Origin of the sequence: Streptomyces sp. NBC_00273, from assembly GCF_036178145.1 — a bacterium.
Classification (GTDB): Bacteria; Actinomycetota; Actinomycetes; order Streptomycetales; family Streptomycetaceae; genus Streptomyces.
The window spans coordinates 3,566,926-3,589,611 of sequence record NZ_CP108067.1 but is presented as its reverse complement, the minus strand read 5'-3'; the positions used below and the strand labels follow the sequence as shown (position 1 = coordinate 3,589,611).

21 protein-coding genes are annotated in these 22,686 nt (G+C 70.3%); 12 read left to right on the top strand and 9 right to left on the bottom strand.

Going from position 1 to position 22,686, the window contains the following annotated elements; genetic code table 11:
* Positions 1-65 precede the first annotated feature (65 nt).
* From OG386_RS15035 to OG386_RS15020, 4 genes are all read left to right on the top strand, one after another.
* On the top strand, positions 66-947 hold the full coding sequence (locus OG386_RS15035; RefSeq protein ID WP_328788584.1) for a LysR family transcriptional regulator: 882 nt from the start codon (positions 66-68) through the stop codon (positions 945-947).
* A 260-nt stretch (positions 948-1,207) separates the two neighbouring features.
* Positions 1,208-1,336, top strand: coding sequence for a hypothetical protein (locus OG386_RS15030; RefSeq protein WP_263411712.1), 129 nt, complete (start codon positions 1,208-1,210; stop codon positions 1,334-1,336).
* A gap of 100 nt (positions 1,337-1,436) precedes the next feature.
* Entirely contained in the window at positions 1,437-2,477 is a 1,041-nt protein-coding gene (locus tag OG386_RS15025; RefSeq protein ID WP_252309876.1) for a 3-isopropylmalate dehydrogenase, read from the top strand.
* 225 nt (positions 2,478-2,702) lie between these two features.
* Positions 2,703-3,788 (top strand): branched-chain amino acid aminotransferase, encoded by a 1,086-nt coding sequence (locus OG386_RS15020; protein ID WP_052872307.1) that lies wholly within the window; start codon positions 2,703-2,705, stop codon positions 3,786-3,788.
* 84 nt (positions 3,789-3,872) lie between these two features.
* Here OG386_RS15020 and OG386_RS15015 read toward each other — a convergent pair whose 3' ends face one another.
* Positions 3,873-5,303 carry a cytosine permease gene (locus tag OG386_RS15015; RefSeq protein WP_328788583.1) on the bottom strand — a complete coding sequence of 477 codons (1,431 nt, stop codon included), beginning with the start codon at positions 5,301-5,303 and terminating at the stop codon, positions 3,873-3,875.
* A 155-nt stretch (positions 5,304-5,458) separates the two neighbouring features.
* On the opposite strand from OG386_RS15015, the gene ureA reads away from it, so the two are divergent.
* The 6 genes from ureA (at position 5,459) to OG386_RS14985 (ending at position 13,108) form a co-directional block, all read left to right on the top strand.
* A complete protein-coding gene (ureA, locus tag OG386_RS15010) occupies positions 5,459-6,169 on the top strand; it encodes an urease subunit gamma (RefSeq protein WP_328788582.1) in 711 nt (236 codons plus the stop codon).
* Positions 6,166-7,899 (top strand): urease subunit alpha, encoded by a 1,734-nt coding sequence (locus tag OG386_RS15005; protein WP_328788581.1) that lies wholly within the window; start codon positions 6,166-6,168, stop codon positions 7,897-7,899. Before ureA ends, OG386_RS15005 begins: the two co-directional genes overlap by 4 nt.
* A gap of 30 nt (positions 7,900-7,929) precedes the next feature.
* The gene (locus tag OG386_RS15000) at positions 7,930-8,979 is read left to right on the top strand and encodes an agmatine deiminase family protein (RefSeq protein ID WP_328788580.1); all 1,050 of its coding nucleotides are present in this window, start codon (positions 7,930-7,932) and stop codon (positions 8,977-8,979) included.
* A gap of 39 nt (positions 8,980-9,018) precedes the next feature.
* Positions 9,019-9,639 carry a TetR/AcrR family transcriptional regulator gene (locus tag OG386_RS14995; RefSeq protein WP_314244299.1) on the top strand — a complete coding sequence of 207 codons (621 nt, stop codon included), beginning with the start codon at positions 9,019-9,021 and terminating at the stop codon, positions 9,637-9,639.
* A 362-nt stretch (positions 9,640-10,001) separates the two neighbouring features.
* Positions 10,002-11,630 (top strand): citramalate synthase, encoded by a 1,629-nt coding sequence (gene cimA, locus OG386_RS14990; protein WP_328788579.1) that lies wholly within the window; start codon positions 10,002-10,004, stop codon positions 11,628-11,630.
* Positions 11,631-11,752: 122 nt separating this feature from the next.
* Positions 11,753-13,108 carry a hypothetical protein gene (locus OG386_RS14985; RefSeq protein ID WP_328788578.1) on the top strand — a complete coding sequence of 452 codons (1,356 nt, stop codon included), beginning with the start codon at positions 11,753-11,755 and terminating at the stop codon, positions 13,106-13,108.
* A gap of 47 nt (positions 13,109-13,155) precedes the next feature.
* Here OG386_RS14985 and OG386_RS14980 read toward each other — a convergent pair whose 3' ends face one another.
* Positions 13,156-13,776, bottom strand: coding sequence for a YceI family protein (locus OG386_RS14980; protein ID WP_328788577.1), 621 nt, complete (start codon positions 13,774-13,776; stop codon positions 13,156-13,158).
* Positions 13,777-14,047: 271 nt separating this feature from the next.
* Between OG386_RS14980 and OG386_RS14975 the strand changes: the two genes are divergently transcribed.
* Both OG386_RS14975 and OG386_RS14970 read left to right on the top strand, forming a co-directional pair.
* The gene (locus OG386_RS14975; RefSeq protein WP_327383073.1) at positions 14,048-15,631 is read left to right on the top strand and encodes an acyl-CoA carboxylase subunit beta; all 1,584 of its coding nucleotides are present in this window, start codon (positions 14,048-14,050) and stop codon (positions 15,629-15,631) included.
* A 23-nt stretch (positions 15,632-15,654) separates the two neighbouring features.
* A complete protein-coding gene (locus tag OG386_RS14970; protein ID WP_327383072.1) occupies positions 15,655-15,855 on the top strand; it encodes an acyl-CoA carboxylase subunit epsilon in 201 nt (66 codons plus the stop codon).
* A gap of 186 nt (positions 15,856-16,041) precedes the next feature.
* Here the strand turns inward: OG386_RS14970 and OG386_RS14965 are convergent, their stop codons facing one another.
* From OG386_RS14965 to OG386_RS14935, 7 genes are all read right to left on the bottom strand, one after another.
* Positions 16,042-16,629 (bottom strand): GTP-binding protein, encoded by a 588-nt coding sequence (locus OG386_RS14965; RefSeq protein ID WP_215149809.1) that lies wholly within the window; start codon positions 16,627-16,629, stop codon positions 16,042-16,044.
* On the bottom strand, positions 16,610-17,164 hold the full coding sequence (locus OG386_RS14960; RefSeq protein ID WP_030016788.1) for a DUF742 domain-containing protein: 555 nt from the start codon (positions 17,162-17,164) through the stop codon (positions 16,610-16,612). Before OG386_RS14960 ends, OG386_RS14965 begins: the two co-directional genes overlap by 20 nt.
* A gap of 93 nt (positions 17,165-17,257) precedes the next feature.
* The gene (locus tag OG386_RS14955; protein WP_030037347.1) at positions 17,258-17,671 is read right to left on the bottom strand and encodes a roadblock/LC7 domain-containing protein; all 414 of its coding nucleotides are present in this window, start codon (positions 17,669-17,671) and stop codon (positions 17,258-17,260) included.
* Positions 17,672-17,681: 10 nt separating this feature from the next.
* On the bottom strand, positions 17,682-20,867 hold the full coding sequence (locus OG386_RS14950) for a nitrate- and nitrite sensing domain-containing protein (protein ID WP_328788576.1): 3,186 nt from the start codon (positions 20,865-20,867) through the stop codon (positions 17,682-17,684).
* 293 nt (positions 20,868-21,160) lie between these two features.
* Positions 21,161-21,745, bottom strand: coding sequence for a GTP-binding protein (locus tag OG386_RS14945; RefSeq protein ID WP_266605322.1), 585 nt, complete (start codon positions 21,743-21,745; stop codon positions 21,161-21,163).
* Positions 21,726-22,118, bottom strand: coding sequence for a DUF742 domain-containing protein (locus OG386_RS14940; RefSeq protein ID WP_030014827.1), 393 nt, complete (start codon positions 22,116-22,118; stop codon positions 21,726-21,728). The genes OG386_RS14945 and OG386_RS14940 overlap by 20 nt, the downstream gene beginning before the upstream one ends.
* A gap of 151 nt (positions 22,119-22,269) precedes the next feature.
* Complete coding sequence (locus OG386_RS14935; RefSeq protein WP_030708442.1) at positions 22,270-22,683, bottom strand: roadblock/LC7 domain-containing protein; 414 nt, start codon at positions 22,681-22,683, stop codon at positions 22,270-22,272.
* Positions 22,684-22,686 lie beyond the last annotated feature (3 nt).

Sequence of the window (22,686 nt, the reverse complement as noted above, 5' to 3'; positions counted from 1 at the left end):
GGGGGTTGCGCTCATGGAAGCCCCACACCCATGAACACCGCTCATAGAACGAGGTGGAAGCGCCGATGCCGGGCAGTACTGCCGACCTGTTGCCCCAGGAGCTGCGGATCCTGGTCGCCGTCGCCGACCGCGGCGGCTTCTCGGCCGCTGCGGCCGCGCTCGGCCTCACCCAGTCGGCCGTCTCCCACTCGGTGCGCGGCAGCGAGGCCAAGGTCGGCACGGTGCTCTTCGAGCGGGGCCGTGCCGGAGCCACACCCACCCCGGCGGGGGAGCGGGCCGTCGCCCTCGCCCGCCGGATCCTGCGGATGTACGAGGTCCTCGGTGCGGAGGCCCGCGGCGCGGTCCGCGGCGCGGTGGAAGGGGTGCTGCGGATCGCCGCGTTCCGCAGCGCGGCCCTGCACCTGCTGCCGCCCGCGCTGGAGCGGCTCACGGCCCGGCACCCGGGCATCCGCCCCGAGGTCCGCGTGGTGCGCGAGATCGGCGCCGGAGCGGCCGGGGAGGTGGTGGCGGGCCGCGCCGACCTGGGCATCGCCACGCTGGGCGGCTCGCAGGACCTGGCTCCCGGCCTGCTGACCGGGGTGCTCGCGCAGGAGGCGTACCGGCTGGTCCACCCGGCCGGGCACCCGGACCCGAAGGGCCTGCCGCTGATGGACTGGGACGAGAACTGCGGTTCCTACACCCGCTCCTGGTGGCGGGCCCAGGACTGGATCCCGCGGGCGACGGTCAAGGCGGAGGACGACGCGATGGTGCTGACCATGGTCGGCCGCGGGCTCGGGATGGCGATCATGCCCGAGCTGTCCCTGAGGGAGGCGACCGAGGCGGTGGACATCACTGATTTGGGCCCTGAGGGGCCGGTGAGGCAGGTGGGATACGTCACTACGTCGGAATCGGCCTCAACTCTCGCCGTACGTGCCCTGATCAGGGAACTTCGCTCCGAGAAGGGCTGAAACGGACCCTCTGGACGCGCCTTTCCAGGGGGCTGCGCGTCTCAGATAGTAGGAAGCCCGAGTAATTGCCGAGACATACAACGGGACCTGGCCTAGCTTTGTAGAAGCCGAACGTCTCGCCAATCAGGCGAATGGCGGTCGAGAGCGCGCGCCCCTGGCAGGCAACCCCTGCGGCGCACTGCTCCCCGCCTCTTCCGGCGCCTTGAAGGAACCCCTCATCCGTGGCCCCGCCACGCCGTGATCTCAAGGAGTCGATCACCATGACCACTTCCACCGCCACCCGCCGCGTCCGCCACACCTCCGCCTCGGCCGACGACCGCAAGAACGCCGCCGCCGCCCTCCAGCGCGCCCTCGACCGCCGTGACAACGGCGGGTCGACCGGCCACTGACCTGCGCCGCCCGAGACGTTCTGCGTCCACTTGGGTCCACATCGGTCCACATGATGGACGCAGAATGTCTGAGGGCTGGGACACGGAGTACGGTTCCGTCATGTCGACCAGCATCAATCTCGCAGTGATCCCCGGTGATGGCATCGGCCAGGAAGTCGTGGCTCAGGGACTCAAGGTCCTTACCGCGGTCCTGCCCCAGGATGTGAAGCTGGAGACCAAGCAATACGATCTCGGCGCCCAGCGCTGGCACCGCACCGGTGAGACCCTCCCGGACGCGGAGCTCGAAGCCCTGAAGCACCACGACGCGATCCTGCTGGGCGCGATCGGCGACCCCTCGGTCCCGTCCGGCGTGCTGGAGCGCGGTCTGCTGCTGAAGCTCCGCTTCGCCTTCGACCACTTCATCAACCTGCGCCCGTCGAAGCTGTTCCCGAACACGGCCACCCCGCTCGCCGGCCGCCCGGAGATCGACTTCGTCGTGGTCCGCGAGGGCACCGAGGGCCCGTACACCGGCAACGGCGGCAGCCTGCGCACCGGCACCCCCGCCGAGGTGGCCACCGAGGTCAGCATCAACACCGCGTACGGCGTGGAGCGCGTCGTCCGTGACGCGTACGAGCGGGCGAACGCCCGTCCCCGCAAGAAGCTGACCCTGGTCCACAAGAACAACGTCCTCGTGTACGCGGGCCACATGTGGAAGAACATCTTCGACAAGGTCGGCCAGGAGTACCCCGAGGTCACCACCGACTACCTGCACGTCGACGCCGCGACGATCTTCTTCGTCACCCAGCCCGAGCGCTTCGACGTCATCGTCACGGACAACCTCTTCGGTGACATCCTCACCGACCTGGCCGCCGCCGTGACCGGCGGAATCGGCCTCGCCGCCTCCGGGAACATCAACCCGACCGGCGCCTTCCCGTCCATGTTCGAGCCCGTCCACGGCTCGGCCCCGGACATCGCCGGCACCGGCAAGGCCGACCCGACCGCGACGATCCTCTCCGTCGCCCTCCTGCTGCGTCACCTCGGCTACGAGGCCCAGGCCGTCCGCATCGAGGACGCGGTCTCCGCCGACCTGGCGGAGCGCGACGGAACCTTCCGTTCCACCGACGCGATCGGCGACGCCCTCGCCGCTCGGGTAGCCGGCTGACCCGGTAGCTCCACCTCAGGAAGCCGCCGGGTCACAATGGGACCCGGCGGCTTCTCCTGTGCGGCCCCGGGTGCCACCATCTCCCCTGGGCCGCTCTCCCCGCTTCTCCGAAGCCTGCCCGCGCGCGATAATCGAACGCGAGGCCGCGGAATGCGGGGAAGCTCGGACGTCCTAGTGCGCCGTGAGCGCGGTCCGCCATACACAACCGGTGAAGGACAAGCACTCATGACGACGCCCACGATCGAGCTCAAGCCCTCCTCGAACCCGCTGTCCGATGCGGAGCGCGAGGCGATCCTGGCCAGCCCCGGCTTCGGCCGCCACTTCACCGACCACATGGTGACTATCAAGTGGACCGAGGGTCGCGGCTGGCACGATGCCGAGCTGGTCCCGTACGCGCCGCTCGCGATCGACCCGGCGAACATGACGCTGCACTACGCGCAGACGATCTTCGAGGGCCTCAAGGCCTACCGCCAGCCCGACGGCACCGTGGCCACCTTCCGCCCCGAGGCCAACGCCGCGCGCTTCCAGTCCTCCGCGCGCCGCATGGCCATGCCGGAGCTGCCGACCGAGCTCTTCATCGAGGCCTGCGACGCGCTGATCAAGCAGGACCGCGCCTGGGTGCCGGACTCCGGCGAGGCCTCCCTGTACCTGCGCCCCTTCATGTTCGCCTCCGAGGTCGGCCTCGGCGTCCGTCCGGCGAACGAGTTCCTCTTCATCGTCATCGCCTCGCCCGCCGGCGCGTACTTCCCCGGTGGCGTCAAGCCCGTCTCCGTCTGGCTCTCCGAGGACTACGTCCGCGCGGTCAAGGGCGGCACGGGCGCCGCGAAGACCGGTGGCAACTACGCGGCCTCGCTGGTCGCGCAGGCCCAGGCGGCCTCGCACGGCTGCGACCAGGTGGTCTGGCTCGACGCCGTCGAGCACCGCTGGATCGAGGAGATGGGCGGGATGAACCTGTACTTCGTGTACGGCGACCGCATCGTCACCCCGGAGCTCACCGGCTCGCTCCTTCCCGGCATCACCCGCGACTCCCTCCTCACCATCGCCCGCGACCTCGGCTACACCGCCGAAGAGGGCCGCCTGACCACCGAGGACTGGCAGCGCGACAACGCCAACGGCACCCTCACCGAGGTGTTCGCCTGCGGCACCGCCGCCGTCATCACCCCGGTCGGCTCGGTCAAGTCCGAGCGCGCCAACTGGACCCAGGGCGACGGCGAGCCGGGCCAGGTCACCATGCGCCTGCGCAAGGCACTGCTGGAACTCCAGACCGGCCACAGCGCCGACACCCACGGCTGGATGCACCCGCTGGGCTAGTCCCGACCGGCCCCGTACGTAGGCAGGCCCGCGCACCGGAACGTCCGGGGCGCGGGCCTGCGTACGTACGGGGGGATCGGGTGCTCAGGCGTTCGCGGGCTCCTCGGCGGCGCCGGCGAGCGCCGGGGCCGGGGCGGGGGAGCGGCGGGCGGTGAGGGCGGTGTACACGAGTCCGCCCGTCAGGCCGGACAGGACGAAGGAGCAGTCCACACCGCCGGTGAGGGCGAGCAGCGGGCCCTCGTAGAAGGGGGTGGTCACGGCGAGCAGGCCGATGCCGGCGCCGATCGCCCAGGAGGCGGTGGCGGCGACGTTCCAGCCGGAGCGGTACCAGTAGATCCCGCCCACCGAGCGGCGGTTGAAGACCTGGAGCGCGTCGGCGTCGTAGCGCCCGCGGCAGCGCACGTACCCGATGAGGGTGATCACGGCCCACGGGGTGCCGATCGCGGTCAGCACCAGCACGAACGAGGTCATCGCGGACTGCACGTCCCACTCGAAGGAGCCGATGAAGACGAAGGCCGTGGCGACCGCCGCGGCGACGAGGGTGGCCGTGGTCCGGGTGGCCTTGGGCACGATGGCGTCGAGGTCGAGGCCCATCGAGTAGAGCATCAGCCCGGCGTTGCCGACGGAGCCGGCCGCCGCGGCGGCGAGCAGCGGGACCAGGTACCAGAAGGGCGAGGTCGCCACGAGCGGTCCGGCGTACTCGGCTCCGGCCCGGGCGGCGAGCGCCGTGTAGGTGCCGAACAGCTGCGGGACCAGGAGGCCGAAGAGCAGTCCGAACCCGGTCGCCCAGAGCACCTTGCGGGAGCCGTGCCGCCGCGGGGAGATGTAACGCGTGTAGTCGCCGAGCAGGGTGATGAAGGCGACCGGGCCGCTGAGCCCGGCGGCGACGGCGGCGAGGATCCAGGTCGGCCAGAAGGAGCCGAGCAGGTACGCGGTCTCCGGCGGGGCTGCGGTGGTGAAGTCCCCCGCGTAGGCGAAGACGCCGATGGCCAGCAGCACCACCATGCCGATCGCCAGGATCTTGCTCATGCGCAGCAGCAGCCGGTAGCCGAAGACGGCCGCGACGACGGTGCACGCGGCGAGCACGCCGTACATCAGGCCGCGCGTGGCGCCCGTGTCCGGCAGCCCGGTGAGCCGCGAGAGGACGCCCACCATCACGTCGCCGCCGATCCACAGGGTGAGGGCGGTGTAGCCGAGCGAGAGCAGCAGACCCACCACCGAGCCCACGAGCCGGCCGCGGACGCCGAACTGCGCGCCGCTGGAGGTGGAGAGGTTGGTCGCGGTGCGCAGGGAGACGAGCGCCAGCGGCGCGGTGAAGGCGATGCCGACGAGCGTGCCGGTCACGATGGCGGTGACCGAGGGCCACAGCCCCAGTCCGAAGGACGGGGGCAGCCAGCCGAAGACGATCACACCGAGGCAGAGGTTGGAGCCGAGAAGGATCGAGATCAGGTCACGGGGACCGCTCGTCCGCTCGTCCTCGGGGATGGTGTCGACTCCGCGCTGTTCGATGGGCATGGGGGACTCCCTTGGCAGGGCGGGGGGTGGTTGCGCTTCGTTTGAGCGACACTCAATGTGACCCAAGGCTTGCCTCCAGGTCAATGATTCCCTCCAACGAAATGAAGAGTTAGAGTGATGCTCTAACCCATCGACTCAAGAGGTGGTGGATCGGCGTGCGGCTGACCCCTACGGAGCGCGACCGGCTGCTGCTCCGCAGCGCTGCGGAGCTGGCCCGGGCCAGGCGGGCCCGTGGCCTGAAACTGAACGTCCCGGAGGCCACCGCGCTGATCGCGGACACGGTCTGCGAGGCGGCGCGCGACGGCAAGCGGCTCGCGGAGGCCATCGAGGAGGCCCGCAGCGTGCTGGGCCCGGGCGACGTCCTGCCGGGCGTCGCCGACGTGGTCGCCGAGGTGCACGTGGAGGCCGTCTTCGACGACGGATCCCGCCTCGCAGTGGTTTCGTCCCCCATCCGGGGGGCGGTCCCGCTCGGCGACCACGCCCCGGGCGCGGTCGTCCCCGGACCCGGCGCCCCCCAGCCGGAGCCGGTCCTGCACCTGCACGTCCGCAACACCGCCGCCGTGCCCGTGAGCGTCACCTCGCACTTCCACTTCTTCGAGGCGAACCCGCGGCTCGACTTCGACCGGGCCGCGGCCTACGGGATGCGGCTGTGCGTGCCGGCGGGCTCGTCCGTACGGTTCGACCCCCACGGCGAGGGCGAGGTCGGCCTCGTCCCCATCGGCGGAGACCGGATCGCGATCGGCTTCGCGGGCCTGGTCGACGGGCCGCTGGACGCACCCGGAGCCAAGGACGAGGCCCTGCGCCGCGCGGCGGCCTGCGGCTACCTCGGCGTCACCGCCGAACGCGAGGACGGAGACCGGGCGTGAGCAAGAAGACCCCGCACAGCGACCACTGCGCGCCGGGCAGCCGGCACGTCGATCCGCACGAGTACGCGTCCGTCTTCGGCCCCCGCGCCGGGGACCGGGTACGGCTCGGTGACTCCGGGCTGACCGTCCGGGTGGAGCACGACGCCCAGAAGCCGGGCGACGAGTTCCTGGCCGGTTTCGGCAAGACGGCCCGTGACGGTCTGCACCTGAAGGCCGCCGCCGTCCGCGAGACCTGCGACGTGGTCATCAGCAACGTGCTGGTCATCGATGCCGTCCTCGGGATCCGCAAGGTGTCGATCGGCATCCGCGAGGGCCGGATCCACGCGATCGGCCGGGCCGGTAACCCCGACACCCTCGACGGCGTCGACGTGGTCGTCGGCACCGGCACTTCGATCGTGTCCGGCGAGGGTCTGATCGCCACCGCCGGAGCCGTGGACACCCACGTCCACCTGCTCTCCCCGCGGATCATGGAAGCCTCGCTCGCCGCGGGCGTCACCACGATCATCGGCCAGGAGTTCGGCCCCGTCTGGGGCGTCGGCGTCAACTCCCCGTGGGCGCTGAAGCACGCCTTCAACGCCTTCGACGCCTGGCCGGTCAACATCGGCTTCCTCGCCCGCGGTTCGTCCTCGGACGCCGCCCCGCTGGTCGAGGCGCTCGCCGAGGGCGGCGCGTCCGGCTTCAAGGTGCACGAGGACATGGGCGCGCACACCCGGGCCCTGGACACGGCGCTGCGGGTGGCCGAGGAGCACGACGTGCAGGTCGCCCTGCACAGCGACGGCCTGAACGAGTGCCTTTCCGTCGAGGACACCCTGCGGGTCCTGGAGGGCCGGACCATCCACGCCTTCCACATCGAGGGATGCGGTGGCGGACACGTCCCCAACGTCCTGAAGATGGCGGGCGTGCCGAACGTCATCGGCTCCTCGACCAATCCCACGCTGCCCTTCGGTCGGGACGCGGTCGCCGAGCACTACGGCATGATCGTCTCCGTCCACGACCTCAAGCCCGACCTGCCCGGCGACGCCGCCATGGCCCGCGACCGGATCCGGGCCGGCACCATGGGCGCCGAGGACGTCCTCCACGACCTCGGGGCCATCGGCATCACCTCCTCCGACGCCCAGGGCATGGGCCGCGCGGGCGAGACCATCCGCCGCACCTTCGCGATGGCCGCCAAGATGAAGGGCGAGCTCGGCCCGATGGACGGCGACGGCGAGGGCGACGACAACGCCCGCGTCCTGCGCTACATCGCCAAGCTCACCATCAACCCGGCCATCGCCCACGGACTCGCCCACGAGATCGGCTCCATCGAAGTCGGCAAGCTCGCCGACATCGTCCTGTGGCGGCCGCAGTTCTTCGGCGCCAAGCCCCAGCTCGTACTGAAGTCCGGCTTCCCCGCCTACGGCGTCACCGGCGACCCGAACGCCGCCACCGACACGTGCGAACCGCTCGTGCTCGGACCGCAGTTCGGCTCGTACGGGGCCGCGGCCGCCGACATCTCCGTCGCCTTCGTCTCCGCCGCGGCCGCAGCCCTCGGCAGCGACGAGATGCCGACCCGCCGGCGCCGCGTCGCCGTCCGCGGTACCCGGGGGATCGGCCCCGGGGACCTCCTGCTCAACTCCCGGGTGGGCGCGGTCGATGTGGACGCGCGCAGCGGACTGGTCTCCCTCGACGGGGAACCGCTGCGCTCCGAAGCCGCCGAATCGGTCTCCCTCAACCGCCTGTACTTCCTGTAAGTCAGCACAGCCCGTAAGGACCTGCCTGCCATGACCGCCCATCAGCCCGCCAAGCCGGTCGACGCCGGATTCCGGATGCCCGCCGAGTGGACGCCCCACGAGCGCACCTGGATGGCCTGGCCCAGCCCCAACCCGACCTTCACCAACGCGCAGGAGCTCGCCGAGGCCCGCGCCGCCTGGGGCGCCGTAGCCCGCGCGGTCCGTGCGTACGAGCCGGTGACCCTCGTCGTCTCGCCCGGCGACGCCGACAGCGCCCGCGAACACGTGGGCGACGACGTCCAGCTGGTCGAGCAGGAGCTCGACGACGCCTGGATGCGTGACATCGGCCCGACCTTCGTCACCAACGACGCGGGCGAGCTCGCCGCCGTCGACTGGACCTTCAACGGCTGGGGCGCCCAGGAGTGGGCCCGCTGGGAGCACGACTCGAAGATCGCCCGGCACGTCTCGGACGTGGCCGGCACCCGTACGTACAGCACCGAGCTCGTCAACGAGGGCGGCGCCATCCACGTCGACGGCGAGGGCACCGTACTGCTCACCGACACCGTCCAGCTGGGCGAGGGCCGCAACCCCGGCTGGACCCGCCAGCAGGTGGAGGCCGAGATCCACGCCCACCTCGGCACCACCAAGGCGATCTGGCTGCCGTACGGCCTGGCCGGCGACTACGGCACCTACGGAACCCAGGGCCACGTCGACATCGTCGCCGCCTTCGCCCGCCCCGGCGTCGTCATGGTCCACACCCAGCCCGACCCGGCCCACCCGGACCACGAGCGCTGCAAGACCATTGCCGCCCTCCTGCGCGCGTCCACCGACGCCCGCGGGCGGCAGCTGGAGGTCGTGGAGGTCCCGGCGCCGACCGTGCTGGAGGAGGACGGGGAGTGGGTGGACTACTCGTACATCAACCACTACCTGTGCAACGGCGGCGTCGTGCTGTGCGCGTTCGACGACCCGCGCGACGAGGAGGCCGCAGAGATCTTCCGCGGACTGTTCCCCGAGCGGACCGTGACCCTCGTTGACGCACGTACGATTTTCGCCGGGGGTGGCGGTATCCACTGCATCACCCAGCAGCAGCCGAAGGTCTGATCCGCAGACGACCGGCAGCCGACCGACGAGGAGTGGTCCATGGTGGCGGGTGGAGTACCGGTACGCGCGGCGCGGAAGAACGCGCCGCCGCGCGAGGACGTACTCGTCGCCGCCATGGCCACGATCGCCGAGCGCGGCCTGGAAGGCCTGACGATGGCCGGCCTGGGCCGCGAGGTCGGCATGAGCAGCGGCCACCTCCTCTACTACTTCCGCAGCAAGGACGAGCTGCTGCTGCAGACCCTGGAGTGGAGCGAGGCGGAACTGGGCGGCGAGCGGCGGGCCCTGCTCGCCCGCCGCGGTCCGGTGAGCGAGCGCCTGCAGGCGTACGTGGACCTGTACGTGCCCACGCGCGCCCGCGACCCGCACTGGACGCTGTGGCTGGAGGTCTGGAACCGCTCCCAGAACGCCGGCCCCCAAGAGCGCGACCGGCAGGCGGCCATCGAGGGCGCCTGGCACCGCGACCTGGTCGCACTGCTCGCCGAGGGCATCTCGCGCGGGGAGTTCCGCCCGGTGGACGCCGAGCGCGTGGCGACCCGCGTCCGGGCCCTGCTCGACGGATTCAGCATCCAGTTGGCGGTGGGCCTGCCGACGCTGGACCGCACGGCGATCCTCACCCACGTGAGGGAATTCCTGACGGAGACCCTCTCCCCGCCGCACTAGCCCCGCCGGCATTCGAGGCGCGCCACCCGGCCACCGGCGGGTGCGGGCGGGCACGCCGACCGCGGTGACCGCATGGTGAGATGCCCGTCCATCCGCGGCGAGCGGTGTGGCACACTGCCAGCGTGCCTGCTCAGCTCATGATTATCGCCAGCAGCGCGCCGGTCCCCAGTGGCCGCTGAACCGTGGAAGAACTTCGCGGAAGCGGCCACCGTGCCTCGGACCCGCGCGCAGACCTCTCGCTACCCGCGAGAGGTTTTTTCGTTTCCCGGACCATCCCTGCCGGGACCGGACCGCGCGCGATGATGGGGGCAGTGGATGCCGGGCATATCCGGAACCACTCATCCGACAGGAGTCAGATCAGCATGACGACGACACCAGAGGCGGCAACTGTGCTGTCAGAAGGCCTGGACGACAGCTTCCACGTCTTCGACACCACCCTGCGCGACGGCGCCCAGCGCGAGGGCATCAACCTCACCGTCGCCGACAAGCTGACGATCGCCCGGCACCTGGACGACTTCGGAGTGGGCTTCATCGAGGGCGGTTGGCCCGGCGCCAACCCCCGGGACACCGAGTTCTTCTCCCGCGCCCGTGCGGAGATCGCCTTCAAGAACGCCCAGCTGGTCGCTTTCGGTGCGACCCGGCGCGCGGGCGGCTCGGCCGCCCAGGACCCGCAGGTGCGGGCCCTGCTGGAATCCGGCGCCCCGGTCATCACGCTCGTCGCCAAGTCCCACGACCGTCACGTCGAGCTCGCCCTGCGCACCACCCTCGACGAGAACCTGGAGATGGTCCGCGACACCGTCTCCCACCTGGTCGCCCAGGGCCGCCGCGTCTTCGTCGACTGCGAGCACTTCTTCGACGGTTACCGGGCCAACCCGGAGTACGCCAAGTCCGTCGTGCGCACCGCCCACGAGGCCGGCGCCGACGTGGTCATCCTCTGCGACACCAACGGCGGCATGCTGCCCGCCCAGGTGACCGCCACCGTCGCCACCGTCCTCGCCGACACCGGCGCCCGCCTGGGCATCCACGCCCAGGACGACACCGGCTGCGCCGTCGCCAACACCCTGGCCGCGGTGGACGCGGGCGCCACCCACGTCCAGTGCACGGCGAACGGGTACGGCGAGCGCGTCGGCAACGCCAACATCTTCCCCGTCGTCGCCGCCCTGGAGATCAAGTACGGGCGCAAGGTGCTCCCCGACGGGGCGCTCGCCGAGATGACCCGGATCTCGCACGCCATCGCCGAGGTCGTGAACCTCACCCCTTCCACGCACCAGCCCTACGTCGGCGTCTCCGCCTTCGCGCACAAGGCGGGCCTGCACGCCTCGGCCATCAAGGTCGACCCGGACCTCTACCAGCACATCGACCCCGAACGGGTCGGCAACACCATGCGGATGCTGGTCTCCGACATGGCCGGCCGCGCCTCCATCGAACTCAAGGGCAAGGAGCTCGGCGTCGACCTCGGAGGGGACCGCGCCCTCATCTCCCGGGTCGTGGAACGGGTCAAGGCGCGGGAGCTCCAGGGCTACACCTACGAGGCGGCCGACGCCTCCTTCGAGCTGCTGCTGCGCGCCGAGGCCGAGGGCCGCGCCCGCAAGTACTTCCGCATCGAGTCGTGGCGGGCGATCGTCGAGGACCGCCCGGACGGCACCCACGCCAACGAGGCCACGGTCAAGCTGTGGGCCAAGGGCGAGCGGATCGTCGCCACGGCCGAGGGCAACGGCCCGGTCAACGCGCTGGACCGGGCGCTGCGGGTGGCGCTGGAGCGGTTCTACCCGCAGCTCGCCAAGTTCGAGCTCGTCGACTACAAGGTCCGCATCCTGGAGGGCACGCACGGCACGGAGTCCACGACCCGCGTGCTGATCGCCACGACGGACGGCGAACGCGATTGGTCCACGGTCGGCGTGGCCCCGAACGTGATCGCCGCTTCCTGGCAGGCCCTGGAGGACGCGTTCACCTACGGCCTGCTGCACGCGGGCGTCGAACCCGCCGAGTAGCCCGCCGGGCCCGCGTCTGCCGGGCCCGCGTCCGCTGGTCCTCGCCCCGCCGGACTTCGGCCCGGTGAGGCCCTTATGTCCAGCTCACACGGGAAAGTACCGGTTCCGGTAGCGTCATGGATATGAGGACCAGGCTGATATCCATGCGCTTCGGACCGCTGCTCTCCGGTCTGCTGCTGGCGCTGGCGACGACCGCCCTCGTCGCCGCGCCGCAGGCCTCGGCGGCCAGCGGGGTCGCCGCCGTGGGGGAGGCCCTCCAGCAGGGCCCGGTCTACGTCGCTCCCGGGGCCGAGGCGCAGCTGTCCACGGCCCAGGCGGACGCGCTCGCGAAGAAGATCAAGGACGCGGGGAAGCCGGTGTTCGTGGCCGTGCTGCCGGCCACCGCAGAGTTCCCCGCGGACAAGGTGCTCGGCGCGGTCCGGGCCGAGACCGGGATCACCGGGCTCTACGCGATCCGGCTCGGCGACGGCTTCGACGCCGGCGCCGACAGGGCGGTCATGCCGCGCAATGCCGTGCGCAACCTCACCGAGGCCGTGAAGACCGGTGCACCGGTGAACGCGAACACGCAGCTCAACAACTTCGTGGACCAGGCCCTGACCCAGGTCAAGGGCGGCGCCCCCGCCTCCTGGGGCACGACCGGCGCCGACCAGGGCGCCCCGGTCGGCGGGCTGATCGCCCTCGGCGCGGTGGCCGTGGTGGGCGGCGGCGGTGCCTACGCGCTGGTCCGCCGCAACCGGAAGAAGAAGGAAGAGACCCGGCGCGAGGCCATCGCCCGGCTGGCCGTGGTCGTCGACGAGGACATCACGGCCTTCGGCGAGGAGCTCGAACGGCTCGACTTCCACCCCGGTGAGCCCGGCGCCGACGACGCCATGCGGGGGGATTACGAGCAGGGGCTCGACTCGTACGAGAAGGCCAAGCAGATCATGGCCTCGGTCCAGCGGCCCGACGAGGTCAAGGGCGTCACGCAGGCGCTGGAGGACGGTCGCTTCGCGCTGGCCACGCTCGACGCGCGCCGGCAGGGCAGGCCGCTTCCCGAGCGCCGCTCGCCCTGCTTCTTCGATCCGCGCCACGGGCCGAGCACCGAGGACGCCACCTGGGCTCCGGCCGGCGGGGCGGCCCGTACCGTGCCGGTCTGCACGGCGGACGCCGTACGGCTGCGAGACGGCCTGGACCCGGCGGTCCGCACGGTCGAGACCGAGCGCGGGCCGCGGCCGTACTACGACGCCGGCCCGGCGTACGGTCCCTGGGCCGGCGGGTACTTCGGCGGCGGCATCCTGCCCGGCCTGCTGGTGGGCACGATGCTCGGTTCGATGATGTCCAGCCCCGCCTACGCCGCGGACTTCGGCGGCACGGGCAGCGGCTTCGAGGGCGGGGACGTTTCCGGGGCCGACTTCGACCCGTCCGACTTCGGCGGCGGGGACTTCGGCGGCGGAGGCTTCGACGGGGGTGGCGGCTTCGACGGCGGGGGCGGCTTCTAGGTGGTGTCCGGCCGCCCCCGGTGCCGAGCGTCGGGGGAGCCCGCCCGTCAGGCCTGCTTGATGGCCGAGATGTCGAAGGTCAGCTTCACCTTGTCGCTGACCATCACGCCGCCGGCCTCCAGGGCGGCGTTCCACGTCAGGCCCCAGTCGGAGCGCAGGATCTCGGTGGAGCCCTCGAAGCCGACGCGCTCGTTGCCGTAGGGGTCGGTGGCCGAGCCGTTGAACTCCAGGTCGATGGAGAGCGGGCGCGTGACGTCCTTGATGGTCAGCTCACCGGTGATGCGGTACGCGTCCCCGCCGAGCTGGCGCGCCTCGGTGGAGCGGAAGGTCATCAGCGGGAAGGCCTCCGCGTCGAAGAAGTCGCCGCTGCGCAGGTGACCGTCGCGGTCGGCGATGCCGGTGTCGACGGAGGCGATCTTCACGTCGATGGAGGCGGTGGAGCGGGCCGGGTCGGCGCCGTCCAGGTGCAGGCTTCCCTCGTGCTCGGTGAAGGCTCCGCGGACGTTGGTGACCATGGCGTGGCGGACGGTGAAGCCGATGCTGCTGTGGGCCGGGTCGATGACGTAATCGCCGGTGAGCGCGGCGAGCGCCGGGTCCACTTCCAGGGTGGCGACGGCGGCGCCGTCCTGGACGTTCACGTTCTGGCTGCGGCGGGTGAAGAGACCCATGACTTGCTCCTTGGTGGTTCCTGCACGGTCCGAAGAATCTGTTGAATCTTCAACGACTTCAACGGGAACGACGCTAGACCTATTCCGTTCAAGTTTCAACATCTAGCCGGGGTGTCAGGTCATTTTGTGAAGGTCCCACAACGGGCGAGCGCCCCGTCTGGCGGAGTCCCTACATCCACTGGGCGTACTGTGCGGGCCGGACAGCGGAAGTCTTCCGAGACTGTGAGGAATGAACGGAGGTTTTTCATCGCGATCTTCGTAAGGTCGGTACATGACCGTTGTGGACCAGACCCCGAGCGAGCCGACGGACGCCCGCGGGCGCGTGGCCGAGCTGCACTCCCTGCGCGAGCAGGCGAGGCGCGGCCCCAGCGACCGCGCGACCGAGACCCAGCACGCCAAGGGCAAGCTGACCGCCCGTGAGCGCATCGCGCTGCTGCTCGACGAAGGTTCCTTCCGGGAGGTCGAGCAGCTCCGCCGCCACCGGGCGACCGGGTTCGGCCTGGAGAACAAGAAGCCCTACACCGACGGTGTGATCACCGGCTGGGGCACGGTCGAGGGCCGCACGGTCTTCGTCTACGCGCACGACTTCCGCATCTTCGGCGGCGCCCTGGGCGAGGCCCACGCCACGAAGATCCACAAGATCATGGACATGGCCATCGCGGCCGGTGCCCCGCTGGTCTCCCTGAACGACGGCGCCGGCGCCCGCATCCAGGAGGGCGTCTCGGCGCTGGCGGGCTACGGCGGCATCTTCCAGCGCAACACCAAGGCCTCGGGCGTCATCCCGCAGATCTCGGTCATGCTGGGCCCCTGCGCCGGTGGCGCCGCCTACTCCCCGGCCCTCACGGACTTCGTGTTCATGGTCCGGGAGACCTCGCAGATGTTCATCACCGGCCCGGACGTGGTCCGCGCGGTGACCGGCGAGGAGATCACCCAGAACGGCCTCGGCGGCGCCGACGTGCACGCCGAGACCTCCGGCGTCGCGCACTTCGCGTACGACGACGAGGAGACCTGCATCTCCGAGGTCCGCTACCTCATCTCGATGCTGCCCTCCAACAACCGCGAGAACCCGCCCGTCCACGAGACGAGCGACCCGGCCGACCGCCGCAGCGAGGTCCTGCTGGACCTGGTGCCCGCCGACGGCAACCGCCCGTACGACATGCTCAAGGTCATCGAGGAGCTCGTCGACGAAGGCGACGTCCTGGAGATCCACGAGCGCTGGGCCCGCAACATCATCTGCGCCCTGGCCCGGATGAACGGCCAGGTCGTCGGCATCGTCGCCAACCAGCCCGGCCACCTCGCCGGTGTCCTGGACATCGAGGCCTCCGAGAAGGCCGCGCGCTTCGTCCAGATGTGCGACGCCTTCAACATCCCGATCATCACGCTGCTGGACGTCCCCGGCTTCCTGCCGGGCGTCGACCAGGAACACGGCGGCATCATCCGCCACGGCGCCAAGCTGCTGTACGCGTACTGCAACGCCACCGTCCCGCGGATCTCGCTGATCCTGCGCAAGGCGTACGGCGGCGCGTACATCGTCATGGACTCGCAGTCCATCGGCGCCGACATCACCTACGCGTGGCCGACCAACGAGATCGCCGTGATGGGCGCCGAGGGCGCGGCCAACGTCATCTTCCGCAAGCAGATCGCGGACGCCGAAGACCCCGAGGCCATGCGCGTGCGCATGGTCAAGGAGTACAAGGCCGAACTGATGCACCCGTACTACGCGGCCGAGCGCGGCCTCGTCGACGACGTCATCGACCCCGCCGAGACCCGCGAGGTGCTCATCAGCGCCCTCGCGATGCTCCGCAACAAGCACGCCGATCTGCCGTCCCGCAAGCACGGCAACCCGCCGCAGTAACCGCGAAGGAGACCTGCCACCACATGACCACCGCCACTGACACCCTGCTGCGCGTCGAAAAGGGCAACGCCCAGCCCGAAGAGCTGGCCGCGATCACCGCGATCCTGCTCGCCCGCGCGGCCGCCACGCCCGAGGAGACCCCGGTGCGCGTGCCCGGCCAGGCCGGCTGGCGCCGCCTGGAGCGCACGCCCGGCTTCCGCGCCCCGCACAGCTGGCAGGGCTGAGTTCCCGAGCCCAGAAGGCCCCGCACCCGTCCAGGGTGCGGGGCCTTCCTCGTACCTGCCGAGGGCGCCGGACGCGCGGGCCTCCCCGGGGCGCGTGGGAGACCGGGGAGCCGTCCAGGACCCCGCCCCCATGGCGAAGGCCCCCGCGTCGTGTGACACGGGGGCCTATCGAGTGCGGCAGGGCTGCTACCGCAGGCGCGCCATCAGCGCGTGCTCGACGAGCGTGATGAGCGCGCTCTTGGCGTCCGCGCGGTGGCGGGCGTCGGTGGTGATGATCGGAGCGTCCGGGCCGATCTGGAGGGCCTCGCGGACTTCTTCCGGCGTGTAGGCCTGGTTCCCGTCGAAGCCGTTGAGGGCCACGACGAACGGCAGGCCGCTGTTCTCGAAGTAGTCGACCGCGGGGAAGCAGTCGGCGAGGCGGCGCGTGTCCACGAGCACGACGGCGCCGATGGCGCCGCGGACGAGGTCGTCCCACATGAACCAGAAGCGGTCCTGGCCCGGGGTACCGAAGAGGTACAGGATCAGGTCCTGGTCGAGCGTGATGCGGCCGAAGTCCATGGCGACCGTGGTGGTCGTCTTGTCACCGGTGTGGGTGAGGTCGTCGATCCCGGCCGAGGCACTGGTCATCACGGCTTCGGTGCGCAGCGGGTTGATCTCGGAGACCGCGCCGACGAACGTGGTCTTGCCCACGCCGAAGCCGCCCGCCACCACGATCTTCGCGGAGGTGGTGGAGCGAGCAGGAGCCGCTCCGCCGTTAGAGCTTGCGAAGTCCACTGAGCACCCTTTCGAGCAGTGTCACGTCTGGCTGGCCACCGGCAGACTCGTCGCCGCCGGGCTGGTGAATGGCGACAAGGCCCGCCTCCGCCAGGTCGGCGACGAGGATGCGGGCGACACCAAGAGGAATGGAGAGAAGTGCCGAGATCTCCGCGACGGATTTGATCTCCTGGCACAGGCGGCAGATGCGCTGGTGCTCGGGCAACTGCCCTTGCAGACGCGCGGGATCCGCCGTGGTACTGACCAGCGCCTCGATGGCGAGCTGGTAGCGCGGCCGAGTACGGCCGCCGGTCATCGCGTACGGACGCACCAGCGGGTTGTGGGCCTTCGGCGCCGGCTGCCGCGCGGCGCGCGGAGGCTGTTGCTGAGGCATCTGGTACTGGGGCTGCTGGGGCTGTCCGTACGGCTGCTGCTGGTAGGGGTTCTGCTCCGGCACGGGCCGGCTCGGCGCCGAGGGAAAGTTGAAGCGGTTCTGGTCGTGCCCACCCTGCGGCTGCTGCGCGCCGCCATAAGGATGTCCTCCGGGTGTTGTCACGTTTCCTCCTCCGACTCCAAGAACGCAGTACTCCCTGTGGAACCGCGCCACCGCACCCTATGGTGCGATGGCGCGAAACGCACTGCCTGTCTGCTAGTTGAGAAGACTTCCTTGCAGCTCGGCACGCAGATCCGGGGTGAGGACACTGCCCGCGCGATCCACCAGAAGAGCCATCTCGTAGCCCACGAGGCCGATGTCGCACTCCGGGTGCGCGAGCACCGCGAGGGACGATCCGTCCGAGACGGACATGAGGAAGAGGAATCCCCGGTCCATCTCGACCACGGTCTGGTTGACGGCGCCACCCTCGAAGATGCGAGAGGCACCGGCGGTCAGCGAGGTCAGTCCGGAGGCCACGGCCGCCAGCTGATCGGCGCGGTCGCGCGGGAACCCGTCGGACATCGCCAGAAGAAGGCCGTCGGCGGAGACCACCACCGTGTGGGACACCCCGGGGGTGTTGTCCACGAAGTTGGTGATCAACCAGTTCAGGTTCTGTGCCGCCTGGCTCATCGGGCTCACACTAACGCTCCTGGTCATAGCTGTTACTTGACTGCTCAGAACCCGCGCTGCGTCCCTGCTGGACACCGCGCCGCAGGTTGCTCAACCTGCCGCGGACGTCCTCCGGTGCGCGGGAGACCTGGGGGCCGCCCTGCGGGGTCGTCTCCGCTGCACCCTCGACCAGGTTGGCCTTGGGCACGCGCCGAGGGAGACCGGACGGGGTGATCCCGCCCGCCTTCGGCTCACGGAGCTTTCCGGCCTGCTGCCAGCGTTCGTCGTTGCGCGAACGCCAGGCAGCGGTGCCTTCGGTTCCCTCCGGCGCCTGCTCCGTTTCGACGGGCTGCTGCTGACGCGGCGACCGCTGTTCGAAGAGGGATCCGGTGGACTCCGTTTGCTGCTTCCCGGACGGCCACTGCTGCTGGCTGCCGCGTCGCGGCAGGCCCGCTCCGGTCATCGCGTGACCGGTGTCGGCAGCGGCACCCGGACGGTCGAAGCCTACGCGCTCCGGAGCCGGTTCGGGGACGGCCTGGGATTCCGATTCAGTCCCGTAATCCTGCTGGTAGGCAGCCGGATACGTGTTCTGTTCGGGCCATTCGGCCTGCCCCGACTGGGCTTCGAAGCCATTGTCGTAGCCCTGAGTGGCCGGCTGCTGGTCCGGGTAACCGTCTTCCGTATAGCCGTAGTCCTGCTGCGGGTACGCCTCGTAGCCCTGCTGTGCCTGCTGAGCCTCGTAGGAGGTGTCGTAGGCCTGCTCGGACTGCTGCTCGTAGCCCTGGTACTCCTGGTACCCGTGCTCCGGCTGAGGTTCCGGATAGTCCTGGGCGGGGTACTGCTGCTGTTCCTGCGGGTAACCCACCTGGGCCGCCAGCGCGGCCCTCCGCTCCTGCTGCCCCAGGGACCGGCCGACCGGGTCGGCGCCGGGGCCCTCGGAGCCCTGCTGGTCGTACCGCGAGTCGTCGAAGCCGAGCTCGGCGGCGGTGCGCAGCGGGGGAGCCAGCTGGGCCTGCTGCTCCGGAATGATCTGCGAGACCGTGAAGTCGTCGTCCGGGATGCCCTCGCCACCGCCACCGTGGGTGATGGCGTCGGGGAGCATGACCAGCGAGGTGGTACCGGCCGCCTCGCCCGAGGGGCGCAGCTGGACGCGGATGCTGTGGCGGTCCGCCAGCCGGCCGACCACGAACAGACCCATGCGCTGCGAGATCGCGGCGTCCACGGTCGGCGGGTTGGCCAGCTTGTGGTTGATGTCCGCGAAGTCCTCGGCGGTGAGGCCGATGCCCTTGTCGTGGATCTCGACCATCACACGGCCGTCGGGCAGACGCGTGGCGTTGACGCGGACCTTGGTCTGCGGGGAGGAGAACGTGGTGGCGTTCTCCAGGAGCTCGGCGAGCAGGTGCACGAGGTCGGTCACGGCCTGGCCGTGGATCTCGGCCTCCGAGACGCCGGAGAGCTCGATGCGCTCGTACTGCTCCACCTCGGAGGAGGCGGCGCGCAGCACGTCGACGAGCGGGACCGGCTGGTCCCAGCGGCGGCCCGGCTCCTCGCCCGCGAGGATGAGGAGGTTCTCGCCGTTGCGGCGCATACGGGTGGCCAGGTGGTCCAGGCGGAAGAGGTTCTCCAGCTGGTCCGGGTCGGCCTCGTTGTTCTCCAGGTCGGTGATGAGGGTCAGCTGGCCCTCGATCAGCGACTGGTTGCGCATGGAGAGGTTGGTGAAGATCGCGTTGACGTTCCCTCGCAGGAGGGCCTGCTCGGCCGCGAGCCGTACCGCTTCCCGGTGGACCTGGTCGAAGGCGCGGGCGACCTCGCCGATCTCGTCCTGGGAGTCGATGGGGATCGGCAGGACACGGGTGTCCACCTTGCCGGGATCGGTGCGCGAGAGCTGGTCGACGAGCATCGGCAGGCGCTGCTCGGCGATGTCGAAGGCGGCGGTGCGCAGGCGGGCCATCGCGCGGCCCATCTGGCGGGCCATCATGCCGGCGAGGATGAAGGCGGCGAGCAGGGCCACGACCACGATGGCGCCGTTGACGATCGCGTCGGTGCGGGCCTCGTCGGAGACCGCGACGGCGTCCTTGACGGCCTTGTCGAGGAGTTCCTTCTCGACCTCGTCGTAACCGTCGAACTTCGCGGTGGCGGCGGCCTGCCAGAACGCGGGGGTCGCCCCGGTCTCGGAGAGCTTCTTCTTGCTCTCGCTGTTGGCGATCGCGTCGGTCATGCCGGCGAGCGCGGACTCGCCGATCGTCGGCGGGGGAATGAAGCGGACACCGGCCTGCTCGGCCTGGTGCTTCGCGTCGGCGATCTTGGCCTTGCCCTCTTCGGACTTCTTGGCCATGACCGCCTTGAGGCGGTTCACGTCGTCCTCGGTACCCGCCGCGACGTACTCGCCGATGGCGATGTCTTCGAGGTAGGCGTAGGAGGAGAAGGCGACGAGCTGGGCCTTGCGGGTGTTCTCGTCGGCGCTCGGGCGCACCAGCAGGTGCGTACCGACGGCGCGCTGCAGCGAGTTCGCCGCCTTGGCCAGCTCGATCGCGTAGACCATGCGGCCGTACGAGGTCACGTTGCCGGTCCCGAGACCGAGCTCGTTCGAGAACTGCATGAGGTAGTGCTGGACCAGCACATACCCCTCTTCGGTCGGGATGGGGCCGGCCGCGCCGGCGGAGAGGTTCTTCTTGGGGCTCTCCAGGGCCGCCACGTACGCCTTGTCGCGTACGGCGTCGAGCTTGGGCTCCTCCGCGCGGAAGAGGTCCAGGCGCCGCTCCAGGCCGAGGTTCTTCGGCATGTCCTTGACGGCCTTGTCGAACTTCTCCTTGGCCGCGGTGGTGTCCGCGTAGGCCTTGAGGACCTTCGCGTCCTTCGTCTGGCCGTTCAGGAGGGGTTCGGCGGTCAGGTCACGCTCGTTGAGCAGTGCCTGGCTGTAGCCGGAGGCCGCCTGGACGACCGTGGCTATCTTCTCGGCGTCCTGGGCCTCGTTCCAGGTGTCGATGGAGCCCTTCACCTGGAAGCCGCCCATGACCAGGCCCACGAGGGCCGGCACGAGCAGGATGGCGTTCAGACGGGTCGGCACACGCCAGTTGCGGGGCGAGAACCTGCTGCTGCTCCCGCTGCTCGCGGGCGGGTCCACGGGCACGTCGACGGGCGACGCGGCCGCTCGCGGCGGCGGGGTGAAGTTGCCGCGCGCGGGTTCATCCGCGGGGCTTGCGATGCTTCGCCTCACTCGACCAACAACCTCTCGGCGGTGCTACTAGCTAGTTCGTTGAATTCCAGCACGGTTAACGGCCGTGTTCCAAACAGTTGAAACCGGCCACACCCAGAAGCTTATGCCCTACATAAATCGGACATAAAGAGCGACCTGCGGCAAAAATGGGGGCAGTTGTGCGCGCAGTGGCACCGGGCGACCGCATCCCGTTGCCGAGTGGCCGCAATTCACTGTCGAAACGTTATGAACGACAGGGGCGGGCCGTGTCGTATGACACAGCCCGCCCCTCCCGCACGACAACTGAAACCGTGTTATTTGAGCCGCGCCATCAGCGCGTGCTCGACGAGCGTGATGAGCGCGCTCTTGGCGTCCGCGCGGTGGCGGGCGTCGGTGGTGATGATCGGAGCACCGGGGCCGATCTGCAGGGCCTCGCGGACTTCTTCCGGCGTGTAGGGCTGGTGCCCCTCGAAGCCGTTGAGGGCCACGACGAACGGCAGGCCGCTGTTCTCGAAGTAGTCGACCGCGGGGAAGCAGTCGGCGAGGCGGCGCGTGTCCACGAGCACGATCGCGCCGATGGCGCCGCGGACGAGGTCGTCCCACATGAACCAGAAGCGGTCCTGGCCCGGGGTACCGAAGAGGTACAGGATCAGGTCCTGGTCGAGCGTGATGCGGCCGAAGTCCATGGCGACCGTGGTGGTCGTCTTGTCACCGGTGTGGGTGAGGTCGTCGATCCCGGCCGAGGCACTGGTCATCACGGCTTCGGTGCGCAGCGGGTTGATCTCCGACACGGCTCCGACGAACGTGGTCTTGCCCACGCCGAAGCCGCCCGCCACCACGATCTTCGCGGAGGTGGTGGAGCGAGCAGGAGCCGCTCCGCTAGATGTTCCGAAGGCCACTGAGCACCCTTTCGAGCAGCGTTACATCCGGCGTGCCGCCGGCCTCTCCATTGCCCGGCTGGTGGATGGCCACCATTCCGGCCTCCGCCAGGTCGGCGACGAGGATCCGGGCGACACCGAGCGGCATCGACAGCAGTGCGGAGACCTCGGCGACCGACTTGACCTCGCGGCACAGGGTGCAGATGCGCTGGTGCTCGGGGAGCAGGCCGGACAGGTGCATCGGATCGGCGGTGGTGCTGACCAGCGCCTCGATGGCGAGCTGGTAGCGGGGCCGGGTCCGGCCGCCGGTCATGGCGTACGGACGCACCAGCGGCTGATCGCCTTCCGAGTACGAGTCTCCGTACGAATCGGAGTAGGCGGGGGGCGGGGTCATTGATCCTCCGGGCTGGACAGCAGTGGTCAGCGTGCCGTCTTACGGGGCGGCCGGTGGGGGGACGGGATGACGGCCTGGCGGGAGTACTGGATTCCGGGGTGGGGCCCCGATCTCCCGGCCGGTAGTACCGTCCGGCCGGGAGAGTGGGAAGTCAGCCGAGCAGACTTCCCTGCAGTTCGGCGCGCAGGTCCGGGGTGAGGACACTGCCCGCGCGATCCACCAGAAGAGCCATCTCGTAGCCCACGAGGCCGATGTCGCACTCGGGGTGCGCCAGTACGGCCAACGAGGATCCGTCCGAGACGGACATGAGGAAGAGGAATCCCCGGTCCATCTCGACCACGGTCTGGTTGACGGCGCCACCCTCGAAGATACGGGAGGCACCGGCGGTCAGCGAAGTCAGTCCGGAGGCCACGGCCGCCAGCTGATCGGCGCGGTCGCGCGGGAATCCTTCGGACATCGCCAGAAGGAGGCCGTCGGCGGAGACCACCACCGTGTGGGACACCCCGGGGGTGTTGTCCACGAAGTTGGTGATCAACCAGTTCAGGTTCTGTGCCGCCTGGCTCATCGA